Source organism: Oceanimonas marisflavi, assembly GCF_003049725.1.
Lineage (GTDB): Bacteria > Pseudomonadota > Gammaproteobacteria > Enterobacterales > Aeromonadaceae > Oceanimonas > Oceanimonas marisflavi.
The window spans coordinates 167,622-181,802 of the sequence record NZ_QAGM01000003.1 but is presented as its reverse complement, the minus strand read 5'-3'; the positions used below and the strand labels follow the sequence as shown (position 1 = coordinate 181,802).

Annotated in this window: 8 protein-coding genes and 2 rRNA genes; 8 read left to right on the top strand and 2 right to left on the bottom strand. The window is 57.9% G+C overall.

What is annotated here, in order from left to right:
- The 5 genes from DA373_RS03580 to DA373_RS03560 all read left to right on the top strand — a co-directional run.
- Positions 1-242, top strand: a 23S ribosomal RNA gene (locus DA373_RS03580); the annotation flags it as partial.
- Positions 243-328: 86 nt separating this feature from the next.
- Positions 329-443: ribosomal RNA gene (gene rrf, locus DA373_RS03575) — 5S ribosomal RNA — on the top strand.
- Positions 444-1,019: 576 nt separating this feature from the next.
- Positions 1,020-2,453, top strand: coding sequence for a uracil-xanthine permease family protein (locus tag DA373_RS03570; protein ID WP_107850976.1), 1,434 nt, complete (start codon positions 1,020-1,022; stop codon positions 2,451-2,453).
- A 123-nt stretch (positions 2,454-2,576) separates the two neighbouring features.
- Positions 2,577-3,923, top strand: coding sequence for an 8-oxoguanine deaminase (locus DA373_RS03565; RefSeq protein WP_107850975.1), 1,347 nt, complete (start codon positions 2,577-2,579; stop codon positions 3,921-3,923).
- A 124-nt stretch (positions 3,924-4,047) separates the two neighbouring features.
- Positions 4,048-4,752 (top strand): phosphatase PAP2 family protein, encoded by a 705-nt coding sequence (locus tag DA373_RS03560; RefSeq protein WP_107850974.1) that lies wholly within the window; start codon positions 4,048-4,050, stop codon positions 4,750-4,752.
- Between the two features lie 32 nt (positions 4,753-4,784).
- Here DA373_RS03560 and DA373_RS03555 read toward each other — a convergent pair whose 3' ends face one another.
- A complete protein-coding gene (locus DA373_RS03555; RefSeq protein WP_107850973.1) occupies positions 4,785-5,960 on the bottom strand; it encodes a CinA family nicotinamide mononucleotide deamidase-related protein in 1,176 nt (391 codons plus the stop codon).
- Between the two features lie 142 nt (positions 5,961-6,102).
- Between DA373_RS03555 and metA the strand changes: the two genes are divergently transcribed.
- Complete coding sequence (gene metA, locus DA373_RS03550) at positions 6,103-7,056, top strand: homoserine O-acetyltransferase MetA (RefSeq protein WP_107850972.1); 954 nt, start codon at positions 6,103-6,105, stop codon at positions 7,054-7,056.
- A gap of 344 nt (positions 7,057-7,400) precedes the next feature.
- On the opposite strand, the gene DA373_RS03545 is transcribed toward metA, so the two are convergent.
- Positions 7,401-8,690, bottom strand: coding sequence for a cation:proton antiporter (locus DA373_RS03545; RefSeq protein WP_107850971.1), 1,290 nt, complete (start codon positions 8,688-8,690; stop codon positions 7,401-7,403).
- A gap of 243 nt (positions 8,691-8,933) precedes the next feature.
- Between DA373_RS03545 and metH the strand changes: the two genes are divergently transcribed.
- On the top strand, positions 8,934-12,614 hold the full coding sequence (metH, locus tag DA373_RS03540; RefSeq protein ID WP_107850970.1) for a methionine synthase: 3,681 nt from the start codon (positions 8,934-8,936) through the stop codon (positions 12,612-12,614).
- Positions 12,615-12,840: 226 nt separating this feature from the next.
- A complete protein-coding gene (locus DA373_RS03535; protein WP_107850969.1) occupies positions 12,841-14,064 on the top strand; it encodes a D-alanyl-D-alanine carboxypeptidase in 1,224 nt (407 codons plus the stop codon).
- The last annotated feature ends 117 nt before the right edge of the window (positions 14,065-14,181 follow it).

The window sequence follows — 14,181 nt, the reverse complement described above, 5'->3', positions numbered from 1 at the left end:
GGACCGGAGTGGACGAACCTCTGGTGTTCGGGTTGTCACGCCAGTGGCACTGCCCGGTAGCTAAGTTCGGAATCGATAACCGCTGAAAGCATCTAAGCGGGAAGCGAGCCTCGAGATGAGTCATCCCTAGGTACTTGATGCCTCTAAAGGGCCGTCCGAGACCAGGACGTTGATAGGCAGGGTGTGGAAGCGCTGTGAGGCGTGCAGCTAACCTGTACTAATGACCCGTGCGGCTTAACCATACAACACCCAAGAAGTGTGAGACCTTGCAGGCTCAAGAGCATCAACAAAATTCATCACCAAGTTTTTTCCGAATTACGATTTTATGCCTGGCGGCCATAGCGTTGTGGAACCACCTGATCCCATGCCGAACTCAGCAGTGAAACGCAACCGCGCCGATGATAGTGTGGCAGCTGCCATGTGAAAGTAGGTCACTGCCAGGCACCCAATACCGAAAAGCCCGACACGAACGTGTCGGGCTTTTTTCGTTTCTGCGGCCAGCACCTTTCACATGACAAAGGTAAACCGAGCGGAGCGGGGTTACTCAGCCCACGTCAGGAACTTATACTCATGCCAGAAAAGCCCTTCACCACCGGTGAAGGGCTTTTTAGTGTGGAGAGGAAAGCAACCTCAGGCCTCACCTGTTCCCGTTCGGATCTATACTGTGTCCATGCCGTGATGCCAGGCGGTTGCGTTGTTACGTGACTCCGGGAATGAGACTCTGGTAACTCAAGGTGTATACAGTCTGGTGGTGGTTACTGGCTTCAGAAACATTATTTTGTGTTATTTACAAATTGGTTCAAGATCACATTGATGTCATTTTTGTGTACAAAATTTTCACAACGGTATAACACCTGTGTTTTTTTTGCGGTATTATCTATGCAGCTCCGCACTTGGCAATGGCCTTGAAGTGGAGAATGGAGGGCAGTGCCACCGTCTCGACAGGATGTTGGCCAATAATAAAATGGCGGCCACTCAGGTGCCCCGCTCATTGGCAACGATTAACAAAGGGATCTGTTATGACCCAGAATGCAAAAGCCACTCAAGGCAAAAATCACGATTTGCTTTATTCACTACACGACAAACCCGGCTTCGTGCCGTCCGTGTTTGCTGCATTGCAACACGTTCTGGCGAGCCTTGTTGGCGTGATCACTCCCACCCTGATCGTGGGGGGAGCGCTCGGACTGGGTGAACATGTCCCCTATCTGATCAGTATGGCGCTGATGGTATCTGGTGTGGGTACCTTTATTCAGTGTCGTCGTATCGGTCCCGTTGGCGCAGGTATGCTGTGCCTGCAGGGCACCAGTTTCGCCTTTCTGACAGCGGTGCTTTCTGCCGGCTTTATTGTGAAAAGCCGTGGTGGTACGCCGGAAGACATTCTGGCCACCATCTTTGGTGTCAGCTTCTGTGCTGCCTTTATCGAAATTTTCCTGAGCCGCTTTGTACACAAACTGCAGAAGATCATCACTCCCGTGGTCACCGGTACCATCATCATTCTTATCGGTATTCCGCTGATCAAGGTAGCCATGACCGATATTGGTGGCGGCTTTGGCGCCCTTAAAACCGATGCGTTCGGCTCGCTCGACAACCTGCTGCTGGCTGGTATCGTGCTGGTGAGCGTGATCCTGCTGAACCGTTCCAAAAATCCCATGATCCGCCTGGCTGCTGTGGTTATCGGTCTGACACTGGGTATGCTGGCTGCCTTCTTTATGGGTCGTCTGGACTTCTCTCATGTAGCCAGTCTGCCCCTCGTTTCCATTCCGGTACCGTTCAAGTTCGGTTTCCAGTTTGACCTGGCTGCCTTTATTCCGCTGGCCATTCTGTTCTGCGTGAGCGCCATGGAAACCACAGGTGATCTGACCGCCAACTCCACCATCTCTCGCGAGCCGGTGAAAGGCCCCATCTACATCAACCGCATTCGTGGTGGTGTACTGGGTGATGGTATCAACTCCATGATTGCGGCCACCTTCAACAGCATGCCGTCCACCACCTTTAGTCAGAATAACGGCGTTATCGCTCTGACCGGTGTGGCCAGCCGTTTTGTGGGCATCTACATCGCAGCCATTCTGTTCCTCATGGGTCTGTTCCCCATCATCGGTGGCGTGCTGCAAACCATGCCCAAGCCGGTGCTGGGCGGCGCTACCCTGATCATGTTCGGTACCGTGGCAGTGGCAGGTATTCGAGTGCTGTCTCAGGCCAATCTGGATCGTCGTAATATGATGATTATCGCCATCTCTGTGGGCATGGGTATCGGTGTCTCTACCGTACCTCAAGTGCTGCAGGCTCTGCCGGGTACCGTTGAAAACATTCTGAAGTCTCCGGTTGCCATGGGTGCCATCACCGCCATTCTGCTGAGCCTGATCCTGCCCGAAGGCCCTGCAGAAGAGGAAGAAAATGCCGCTTCTACCGACCAGACTGACGACGGTAAAAAAAAATTAGGTGAGGTTGGTTAATACTCACTATTGTATTGAGGCCTTATTTGTCTCAATCCCCTGACGTACCTTCCCGGATTGTGCGTCAGGGGTTTTCACATCCGGGGGATGCCAACTTTCCCAAAAAATGGAGCTGAAAGTCTGATGCAAAACCCCAACAACACACTCTGGATTAAATCTCCCCTTGCCACTCTGGATCCGGCCTGTGCCGGAGGCGTGGTTATCAGGGGTAATACCATTGTCGAACTGGTCGCCAAGGGGCAAACGCCCGGCAGTCAAATTGACGAAACCTTTGATGCCGGCGAGCATGTGCTGCTACCTGGCCTGATCAATGCCCATCATCACTTCTATCAGACCCTGACCCGGGCCCATCCGGTGGCACTGAACAAGGAGCTGTTTTCCTGGCTGACGTCGCTTTACCCGGTATGGGCAAAGCTGCAGCCGGAAATGGTAGAAGTATCCACACAAATTGCCCTGGCCGAGCTGCTGCTGTCGGGCTGTACTACCGCCAATGATCATCACTATCTGTTTCCGCAAGGGTTGGAGCAGGCGATTGATATTCAGGTGGAGCAGGCGCACAAGCTGGGTGTGCGGGTACACCTGACCCGGGGTTCCATGAGCCTGGGCGAGGATCAGGGGGGGCTGCCGCCCCAGTCCACGGTGCAGACCGAAGACACCATACTGGCCGACAGTGAACGCCTGATAAGTCGCTATCACGATCATGCCGGCGGGGCCATGGTGCGGGTAGCCCTGGCTCCCTGCTCGCCGTTTTCGGTCAGCGGTGAACTGATGAAGGCCTCCGCCGAGCTGGCGGAGCAACATGATGTGCAGCTGCATACGCATCTGGCGGAAACCCACGATGAAACCGCGTTCTGCCAGCGCATGTTTGGTATGCGGCCGGTGGATTATCTGGAGTCGGTGGGCTGGCTCAATAGCCGTACCTGGCTGGCTCACGGTATTCACTTCAACGAGGAAGAGATCGGCCGCCTGGGCAAGGCCGGCGTGGGCATCTCCCACTGTCCGTCTTCAAACATGCTGTTGGCCTCGGGCATGTGTCCGACGCTGGATCTGGAAGCGGCCGGTTGCCCGGTGGGCATTGGCGTGGACGGCTCGGCGTCCAACGACGGTTCCAACATGATACTGGAAGTGCGCCAGGCGCTGTTGCTGCAGCGGTTGCGTTACGGTGCCAGAAAAATTACCCATCAAAAGGTGCTCGAGTGGGCCACAAAAGGCTCGGCCGCCTGTCTGGGCCGTGATGACATTGGCGAGCTTGCGGTGGGCAAACAGGCGGACTTGGCCCTGTTCCGGATCGATGACATTCAGTTTGCCGGGGCCGGCGATCCGCTGGCCGCCCTGGTGCTTTGCGGTGCCCAGCGGGCCGATCGGGTCATGGTGGCCGGTCGCTGGCGGGTGACTGACGGTGCCATAGAAGGCCTTGATCTTGAAGCGTTGAAATCACGCCAGAGGAAGTTATCGGTCCAGTTACGCTGAATCGGAAACCGTTGACCAAGAGAGTGCTGCGGCACTCTTTTTTATTGAACAGGGTTTGCCATTACACGGACTTTCAAAGGGCTTTCTGGTATAAAGCCTTTCTTTTTGCAAGACGGGTTTCAGGATGCGATGGGATATTAAAGGCTGGGCTGGATTACAGCTTCTGGCTGGTGCACTGTTTTTTTCCTGGTGGCAGGGTTACTGGCAACCCTTGGATGAGGGCGTGTTCTGGTGGTTTAACCAGCGTCTGGTGACGGTGCCCGGTTTTGCCGAGCTGGTCGCTTTTGTCAATCAACGCTGGATTGACGGTGCCGTAGCCTTGCTGATGGCACTGTTTGTGTTTCGTCATGCCTGGCTGGCATCCGGACGGGAGCGGGCGCGCATTTGCTGCCTGCTGATCATCATGGCCGGCTGTTTTTCCCTGCAGGCGGCGGTGGGCAAGGCGCTGCCGGTGGAGCGGCCCAGCCCGACCCTGGTGTTTGAGCAGGCGGAGCGGGTCAGCCAGCTGGTACCGGATATCAAGGCCAAGGATGCCTCGGGCAGTTCTTTCCCCAGCGATCACGGCATTGGTTTTGCCACCTTTCTGGTGTTTGCCATCTATCGTTTTCCGCGTCGCTATCTCTTTGCCGTGGTGCCGCTGGTGCTGGCACTGGCCATGCCTCGAGTGATGTCGGGGGCCCACTGGTTTACCGATTTTCTCTGCGGCTCCATTCCCCTGGCACTGATCACTGCCGCCTGGCTGTTCCATACGCCGCTGGCCCGCTGGCTGACGGAAGCCCTGGTGGCCCCGGCAGAAAAGTTGCTGCGGCGCTGGCGGCTGCAGGGTTAAAACAAAATGGCGGCTCATGCCGCCCTTTATGCTTACCGTGGCAGGCTGAACTGCTCGCTGCGGGGCAGAATGTCATAGTCGACGATCACCGGCAGCCCTTGCAGCTGTCGGCGCAGCATGTCAAAGGCGGCAAAGGCCAACAGCCGGCGGCGCATCAGCGGATCGCGAAAGTGCATTTTCAGGGTTTGCGCCCGGCAGCCCTGCTCGGTCAGCAGGGCCAGTGGTATGCCCTGCGGCCCTTCGGCGCCGATAGCCAGGGTGGTGGCCCGGCCCGAGCTCGTCAGCCACTGAGCCAGATCCTCGGCGCTATCGGGCAAGCCGGCCAGGTAATGGCCTTCAAATTCCGTGGTCAGGGTGTGCAGAGTATCGGTCAGGCGACCGCCGCTGGCGTCTTCAAAAATGACCAGATCCCGGTTGTGCAGCAGGGCCGACAGCGCCTCGAATTTCAGCTCGTCCCGGGCTACCACATGGCTGCCTACCTGCTCCAGCAACTGGGCTTCGGCCTGGGTGATGGCGTCCTTGTCACTGGTGTCGATAATCAGCTTCAGCTCTATGGTCGGCGAGTTGGCCCGGTATCCCAGGGTAACGCCCTTCGGCCAGCTCAGGGCATCAAGCCGATCGCTAAGCCCTGACTCCGACAGTCCAAAGGTGAAGTAGCGTCTCACCTGGCTCTGTCCCTGCTGACCCAGTCGGGTGCGCAGCCGGGGCAGAATTTCCTCGTCCATCATTTTTTTCAGCTCTGAAGGCACCCCCGGCGTAAAGAAAAACAGCGCCCGGTTATATTGCACCGCAAAGCCGCAGGCGGTGCCAACGGGGTTGTCCACCAGCTCGGCGCTCTCGGGCAGCATGGCCTGTTTGATATTGCTTTCCGGCATGGTGCGGCCACGGCTGGCGTATTTTTCCTGCATTACCCCAAGCCAGTGCTCATTCAGCACCAGCGGCACGCCGGCGGCCTCGGCCATGGCTTCGGCGCTGATGTCGTCTGAGGTCGGCCCCAGGCCGCCATTCACAATAACAATGTCGGCATGGTGGCTACGTTGTTCAAATAATTCCACCAGATCGGCCTTGTCATCACCCAGGGTAAAGCGCCGGCGCACCTGCCAGCCCTGCTCCAGCAGTCGCTGCGACAACCAGCCGGCATTGGTGTCGGTTATCAGGCCGGTGAGTACTTCATCGCCGGTGCTCACCAGTTCAATCACGGGTTCCATATGCAAATCCTTGAAAAAAGTTGTTCGAATTTTAACGTATCTTTTGCTCACAACCCATGAGAGAGATGACAAGAGCCGGTGCTTTATTGTAGATTTCTAGATGTCTAGACTTTTCTACCGATGCTGTACATGGAGTGAGCACATGCCCATCAGAATTCCGGATCGCCTGCCGGCGGCCAACGTCCTGAGCCGAGAAAACATCTTCGTGATGACGGAGACGCGTGCGGTCAACCAGGATATCAGACCGATGCGGGTGCTGTTGCTCAACCTGATGCCCAAGAAAATCGAAACCGAAAACCAGCTGTTGCGCATGCTGTCGAACTCGCCGTTGCAGATTGGTGTGGATCTGCTGCGCATCGACAACCGGCCGTCAAAGAACACGCCGCAGTCTCACCTGGAGCATTTTTATTTCGATTTCGAACAGATCAAGGATCAGTACTACGACGGCCTGATTATTACCGGTGCGCCCCTGGGGCTGACCGACTTCTGTGATGTGGTGTACTGGGACAAGATCGAGCAGATAGTGGAGTGGTCCAAGAGCCATGTGACTTCCACCCTGTTTCTGTGCTGGGCGGCTCAGGCCGGTCTGAAAATTCTCTATGGCCTGGATAAGCGCACCCGGCTGGAAAAACTGTCAGGGGTCTATGAACACCAGAACATGGGCCAGTTCGAGCCGTTGGTACGCGGCTTTGACGATGTGTTTCTGGCGCCCCATTCCCGTTACGCCGACTTTCCGCTGGAGCTGATTCGGGAAAAAACCAACCTCAAGGTGCTGGCCGGCTCCGAGCAGGTGGGCATGTATCTGGCAGTCAGTCCGGACCGGCGGCAGGTGTTTGTGACCGGCCACCCGGAGTACGACCCCGATACCCTGCATCAGGAATATATGCGGGATCTCTCCGTGGGCATTGAGCCCAACATGCCGGTGAACTATTACCCTGACAACAATCCCGACAATCCGCCCCGGGCCACCTGGCGCAGCCATGGTCACCTGCTGTTCTCCAACTGGCTGAATTACCACGTTTACCAGCTGACACCGTACGATCTGAAGACCCTGAGTGCCGCCGGCGATACCCTGACCAAAGACTGGGAAGACTGATTTATTGTTCGGCGAAGCATCAGCGCGGTTGCGCTACGCCGGCACGCTTCAAGCCCATCCATGGGGCGCTCGAAAATGCCATCCATGGCATTTTATGGCCGGCTCCGGCAATCCCCACTGCTGCTTCGGGTAACATCGGCGTTGCTTGCTAGCTTTCCGTCAGCTTTGAGTGCACAAAGGAAGGCAAAGGGTGTCTGCTTCGCCGTGCCCTCTGCGCCAGGGATGGCGCAGCGGAGCCCACATGGATGTGTTTACGGCGTGTCGGCGAAGTAGTGCCCTTTGACTGATGAAATTGCACTGATCATCAGACGACATAATGAAAAAGGGGCTTAAGCCCCTTTTTGTTATTCGATGGGAAAGCCGGCTTTTTCCGCCGCCTTGGCCTTGTTGATCATCGGGGTGATGGTCATGCCCTGCACGATAATCGAGAACAGCACGATGGCGTAGGTCATCATCAAAATCAGATCCCTCAGCTCCACCTGGCCGTCGCTGCCCAGCTTGACGCCCGCCGGAATCGACAGCGCCATGGCCAGTGACAGGCCGCCGCGCAGGCCGCCCCAGGTCAGAATACGCACCGAATACTTGTTGTAGCTGCGCACCCGGCGAAAGCCGATATAAGGCACGGCCACGCTGAAGAAGCGGCCGGCGAGCACCAGCGGAATCGACAGCACCATCAGGATCCAGGCTTGCCAGTGAAAGTCCACCAGCAGCATGGCCAGGCCAATGAGCAGGAACAGCAGGGCGTTGAGGAATTCGTCCAGCAGGTGCCAGAAGTGATCCAGGTACTTCTGGCTCTGCTCCGAAAAGCCGGTGTAGCGGGTCCAGTTGCCGACGATAATGCCTGCCACCACCATGGCCAGGGCACCGGATACGCCCAGAATGTTGGCCATGGCAAAGCCGGCGGTGGGCACGCACAGGGTCATCAGCAGCTCCATGGAGCCATCGTCGGTGGCGCTGATCATGATGTGGCACATCAGCCCCAGCAGGGCGCCAAAGATAATGCCGCCCACGGCTTCATGAGTGAACAGGGCCATCACCGAGCCGAAGCTGGCCTCGTTACCGTTGAAAGCCACCGCAAAGATGGTAAGAAAGGCCACCAGACCGATGCCGTCGTTGAACAGGGATTCCCCTTCGACCTGAATGGCGATCTGTTCCGGCGCCCCCAGTTTTTTGACGATGGCCAGCACGGCGATGGGATCCGTGGGAGAGATCAGGGTGCCAAACAGCAGACAGTAGATAAAGGGAATGGGAATGGCGGCCACATAACCGAGTAACCAGAGGCCACCGGCCACAACCAGAGTGGAGATCAGCACACCCACTATTACCAGCACGGAGATTTCCCATTTCTGGCTTTTCAGTGCTGGCAGATTAATACCCAGGCCACCGGCAAACAGCAAAAAGCCAAGGATCCCCTGCAGCAGAAAAGAGCCGAAATCGACGGTTTTTACCACCTCTACAGCATGTTCCTGCAGTTCCGGCCAGGTGGTTTTGCCGAGGACCAACATTAAAATGGAGATGGCGAGGGCGCCGGAGGTGATGGCGATGGTAGTCTGTATTTTCATGATGTACTGATTGACGAAGGCAATGGTGATTGCCATGGCCGCCAAAAAGCACAGAGTGTAATAAACGCTCATGAGAGGGCACTTCCGAAAGGTTATTTTATTATTTGCAAGCCGAGTTAGCCGAATATATTCGGCGGTGCATATTTTGCCCTATCAGCCTCGGCATCACTAGTGCAAATGCAGAAAATTCGTGCATTTTTACGCCTAGTTTTTCACGCTGGTCATCGGCCATGCAGATGGCCGGATTTCCGATTGCACAAATTGTGGTAGCATGAATGCCGCATACAGGAAATCAGGTTGTAACAGGAGTTAGCAGTGTCCCGATCCCCCGTGTTTTCTCAGCTCGAACAGGCCCTGGCCGAACGTATTTTGATCATCGACGGGGGCATGGGCACCATGATCCAGTCATACAGGCTGGACGAGGCCGCCTACCGGGGCGAACGCTTTGCCGACTGGGCCAGTGATCTCAAGGGCAACAACGATCTGCTGGTACTGACCCAGCCCGAGATTATCGCTCAAATCCACAGCGATTATTTCGCCGCCGGCGCCGACATCATCGAGACCAACACCTTTAACGCCACCACCATCGCCATGGCCGACTATGCCATGGAAAGCCTGGCGGCGGAGATCAACCTGGAAGCGGCCCGTCTGGCCCGCCGGGTGGCCGATGAATGGACCGCAAAGGAGCCTCACAAGCCGCGTTTTGTGGCCGGAGTGCTGGGCCCGACCAACCGCACCGCCTCCATCTCGCCGGACGTGAATGATCCCGGTTACCGCAACGTCAGCTTTGATCAGCTGGTGGAAGCCTACACCGAGGCCACCGGGGCGCTGATCGACGGCGGCGCCGATCTGCTGATGATCGAAACCATTTTCGACACCCTCAACGCCAAGGCGGCGGTGTTTGCCATTGAGAGCGTGTTTGACCAGCGCGGCGTGCGTCTGCCGGTGATGATCTCCGGCACCATTACCGACGCCTCGGGCCGTACCCTGACCGGCCAGACCACGGAAGCCTTCTATCATTCCCTGCGCCACGCCCAGCCCATCTCCTTTGGCCTGAACTGCGCCCTGGGGCCGGACGAGCTGCGCCAGTACGTGGCCGAGCTGTCGCGCATCAGCGAGACCTATGTGTCCGCCCATCCCAACGCCGGCCTGCCCAACGCCTTTGGCGAGTACGATCTGGAAGCCGATGAAATGGCCGGCCATATTCGCGAGTGGGCCGAAAGCGGCTTTCTCAACCTGGTGGGGGGGTGCTGCGGCTCCACCCCGGAGCACATTCGCGCCATGGCCGAGGCGGTGGACGGCATTGCCCCGCGCAAACTGCCCGAGCTGCCGGTGGCCTGCCGGCTGTCTGGCCTGGAGCCGGTGCTGATCACCGCCGAGAGCATGTTCGTCAACGTGGGTGAGCGCACCAACGTGACCGGCTCGGCCAAGTTCAAGCGGCTGATCAAGGAAGAAAAATACGACGAGGCGCTGGAAGTGGCGCTGCAGCAGGTGGAAAACGGCGCCCAGATCATCGACATCAATATGGATGAGGGCATGCTCGATGCCGAGGCCTGCATGACCCGCTTCCTCAACCTGATTGCCGGTGAGCCCGATATCTCCCGGGTGCCCATCATGATTGACTCCTCCAAGTGGGAAGTGATCGAGGCCGGCCTCAAGTGCATACAGGGCAAGGGCATCGTCAACTCCATCTCCCTCAAGGAAGGGGAAGACAAGTTTATCGAGCAGGCCAGACTGGTGCGCCGTTACGGGGCCGCCGTGATCGTGATGGCCTTTGACGAAGTGGGTCAGGCCGATACTCGGGAGCGCAAGTTCGAAATCTGTGAGCGCGCCTACCGGGTGCTGGTGGACAAGGTGGGTTTTCCGCCGGAAGACATTATCTTTGACCCCAATATCTTTGCGGTGGCCACCGGCATCGACGAGCATAACAACTACGCCGTCGACTTTATCGAGGCGGTCAAGGACATCAAGGACAACCTGCCCCACGCCATGATCTCCGGCGGCGTGTCCAACGTGTCCTTCTCGTTCCGGGGCAACGAGCCGGTGCGGGAAGCCATTCACGCCGTGTTCCTCTATCACGCCATTCGCAACGGCATGGACATGGGCATTGTCAACGCCGGTCAGCTTGCCATCTATGAAGACATCGATCCCGAGCTCAAGGCCAGTGTGGAAGCCGTGGTGCTCAACCAGAACGACGACGCCACCGAAACCCTGCTGGCGCTGGCCGAACGCTACCGCGACAGCGGTGGCCAGGCCAACGATGCCCGGGATCTGGAATGGCGCAGCTGGCCGGTGAACAAGCGCCTTGGGCACGCTCTGGTCAAGGGGCTGACCGATTTTATCGAGGAAGATACCGAAGAAGCCCGGCAGCAGGCGGCGCGTCCGCTGGATGTGATCGAAGGCCCGTTGATGGATGGCATGAACGTGGTCGGCGATCTGTTCGGAGAAGGCAAGATGTTCCTGCCCCAAGTGGTGAAATCGGCCCGGGTAATGAAGCGGGCGGTGGCCTACCTCAACCCCTACATTGAGGCGACCAAGGCGGTGGGCCAGAGCAATGGCAAGATCGTCATGGCCACGGTCAAGGGTGATGTGCACGACATCGGCAAGAACATCGTCGGCGTGGTGCTTCAGTGCAATAACTTCGAGGTGGTGGATCTGGGCGTGATGGTGCCCTGCGAAACCATTCTCAAGACCGCCCGGGAAACCAACGCCGACATGATTGGCCTGTCAGGCCTGATCACCCCGTCGCTGGATGAAATGGTGCATGTGGCCAAGGAAATGCAGCGTCAGGGCTTCAAGATCCCGCTGCTGATCGGTGGCGCCACCACCTCCAAGGCGCACACCGCGGTCAAGATCGAGCAGAACTACGACGAGCCAGTGGTCTATGTGTCCAACGCATCCCGTGCCGTGGGCGTGGTGCAGAGCCTGCTGAGCGAAACCAACAAGCCGGCCTTTGTGGAGCGGCTCAACAAGGAATACGAGGTGGTGCGGGATCAGCATGCCCGCAAGAAGCCCCGCACCAGGCCTGTGACCCTGGCCGAAGCCAGAGCCAACAAGGTAAATATCGACTGGAACGCCTACACGCCGCCGGTGCCGGCCAAGCCCGGTATTCACGAGTTTCACGATGTGCCCATCTCGGTGCTGCGGGAATATATCGACTGGACGCCGTTTTTCCTGACCTGGTCGCTGGCGGGCAAGTACCCGCGCATTCTGGAAGACGAGGTGGTGGGCGAGGAAGCCAAGCGCCTGTTCCATGATGCCAATGCCATGCTCGATAAGCTGGAAGCCGAGGGTGAGCTGAGCTGTGCCGGGGTGATCGGCCTGTTCCCGGCCAACAGCGTAGGTGACGACGTGGAAATTTACGCCGACGAAAGCCGCTCGCAAGTGCTGCACACCCTGCGTTTTCTGCGTCAGCAGACCGAGAAAAAGGATGGTTTCCCCAACTACTGTCTGGCCGACTATGTGGCCCCCAAAGGCAGCAAGCCGGACTATATCGGTGGCTTTGCGGTGACCGGCGGCATTGGCGAAGACGACATCGTCAAGCGCTACAAGGATGCCCACGACGACTACAACGCCATTATGGCCAGCGCCGTGGCCGACCGCCTGGCCGAAGCCTTTGCCGAATACATGCATCTGAAAGTGCGCCGGGAATACTGGGGTTATGCTCCGGACGAAGACCTCGACAACGAATCCCTTATTCGCGAGAAATATCAGGGCATTCGTCCGGCGCCGGGCTACCCTGCCTGCCCCGAGCACACCGAAAAGGGCACCCTGTGGCAGTGGCTGGACGTGGAAAAGCGTATCGGCATGAAGCTGACCGAATCCTACGCCATGTGGCCGGGGGCGGCGGTGTCGGGCTTTTATTTCTCCTACCCGGATACCCGCTACTTTGCGGTGGCTCGCATTCAGGAAGATCAGCTGCTGGACTACGCCGGGCGTAAAGGCATGACCCGCGACGAGGCCGAAAAATGGCTGGCCCCCAACCTGAGTGACTGATTAAAAGGCGCCTTCGGCGCCTTTTTCATAAAAATTTTTGTCCTTTTGTTCTGCCTCGGGCTCAAGGCATATATGCTTGATTATATAAAAGGATTTAATGTTATCGCAGCCAGCTTGGCTCCTCCGCGTGTCGTCCTGTCGCCTGAGCGTCAAGGTGGGACTGGACAGGCTTCGCGCCTTGGCGTAGCTTCTGCCGGTTTTCGTTCAACAGTGGGAGGAGGATCCCATGTTTGCTGTATTCCGCCCGGGGAAAGCCATTGCTCACCTGTTTGGGTTGCTGTTGTTGGTTACGCTGGCCGGACAGGCGCAGGCCAATCCACGTTATGCGGCCATTGTGATCGATGCGGAAAACGGCACCGTGCTCCATGCGGCCAATGCCGATGCCAGCCGGTATCCGGCGTCCCTGACCAAGATGATGACCCTCTATCTGCTGTTTGAGGCCATGGAGCAGGGACGCATGAACCTGAATACCGCCATGCCGGTGTCGGCCCACGCCGCCTCCATGCCCCAGACCAATATCTCGTTGAAAAAGGGAGACACCTTGCGGGTGCGGGACGCCATACCGGCACTGATTGTGCGTTCCGCCAACGATGTGGCGGTGGTGGTGGCCGAGGCCCTGGCCGGCAGCGAAAGTGGCTTTGCCCGACGCATGACCGCCAAGGCCCGGGAGCTGAAAATGTACAACACTACCTTTCGCAACGCCTCCGGCCTGCCCGACAGTCAGCAGATTGCCACCGCCCGGGATCTGGCCACCCTGTCGTTACGGCTGATGAAGGACTACCCGGCCTACTATCATTATTTCTCCACGCCGTCATTTACCTACAAGGGGCGAACCTATCACAGCCATAACCGCATGGTGCAGAACCTGCCGGGGGTGGATGGCATGAAAACCGGCTATATTCGCGCTTCGGGCTTTAACGTGGCCACCTCGGCCCTGCGGGATGATCGCCGGGTGGTAGCGGTGGTGATGGGGGGCAAGACCGCTCAGTCCCGGGATCAGCAAATGGCCTCGCTGATTGACCGCAGCATAGGCCGGGCAACTCAGGTTGCCCGGGCTTCTGCCGGCATGACGGCCACTGCGACTCCCACCGAAGTCAGCACGCTTGCTGTTCGGCAGGCGATAAAACAGAGCTCCCAGGCGCAAGCGCCGGTCCGGCTGTCGCCGGTGGCCAGAACCTTGCCCACGGCACAGACCATGACAGATGACAGCCTGGGCTGGGCGGTGCAGATTGGCTCATTCCGAATGCCGGAGCAGGCCCAGAGCAGAGCGTCTGATGCCGCTCGCCGGCTGGGAAATCTGGCGCAGGCCAGAGCGGCGGTAACCGAGGTGGAAATCAGCAATCGCAAGCTGTTTCGTGCGCGGCTGATTGGGTTTGAAAAGCAACAGGCCCAAAATGCCTGTCAGCACCTGTCCCGTCAGGGAATGGACTGTCTGGTGGTCCGGCTGTAACGGAAATAGGCCAATACGAAAAAGGGGCAACATTGCTGTTGCCCCTTTTTCGGTCGTCCTGACGGCTCGATTCCGTGAACCTCATGGCTCCCTGCCATATCCCTGACTGTATTTCAC

What these genes read in the sequence shown, in the direction of transcription:
- DA373_RS03570 (WP_107850976.1), top strand. Translation starts at nt 1,020, where the DNA reads ATGACCCAGAATGCAAAAGCCACTCAAGGCAAAAATCACGATTTGCTT.
- DA373_RS03565 (WP_107850975.1), top strand. Translation starts at nt 2,577, where the DNA reads ATGCAAAACCCCAACAACACACTCTGGATTAAATCTCCCCTTGCCACT.
- DA373_RS03560 (WP_107850974.1), top strand. Translation starts at nt 4,048, where the DNA reads ATGCGATGGGATATTAAAGGCTGGGCTGGATTACAGCTTCTGGCTGGT.
- DA373_RS03555 (WP_107850973.1), bottom strand. Translation starts at nt 5,960, where the DNA reads ATGGAACCCGTGATTGAACTGGTGAGCACCGGCGATGAAGTACTCACC.
- metA (WP_107850972.1), top strand. Translation starts at nt 6,103, where the DNA reads ATGCCCATCAGAATTCCGGATCGCCTGCCGGCGGCCAACGTCCTGAGC.
- DA373_RS03545 (WP_107850971.1), bottom strand. Translation starts at nt 8,690, where the DNA reads ATGAGCGTTTATTACACTCTGTGCTTTTTGGCGGCCATGGCAATCACC.
- DA373_RS03535 (WP_107850969.1), top strand. Translation starts at nt 12,841, where the DNA reads ATGTTTGCTGTATTCCGCCCGGGGAAAGCCATTGCTCACCTGTTTGGG.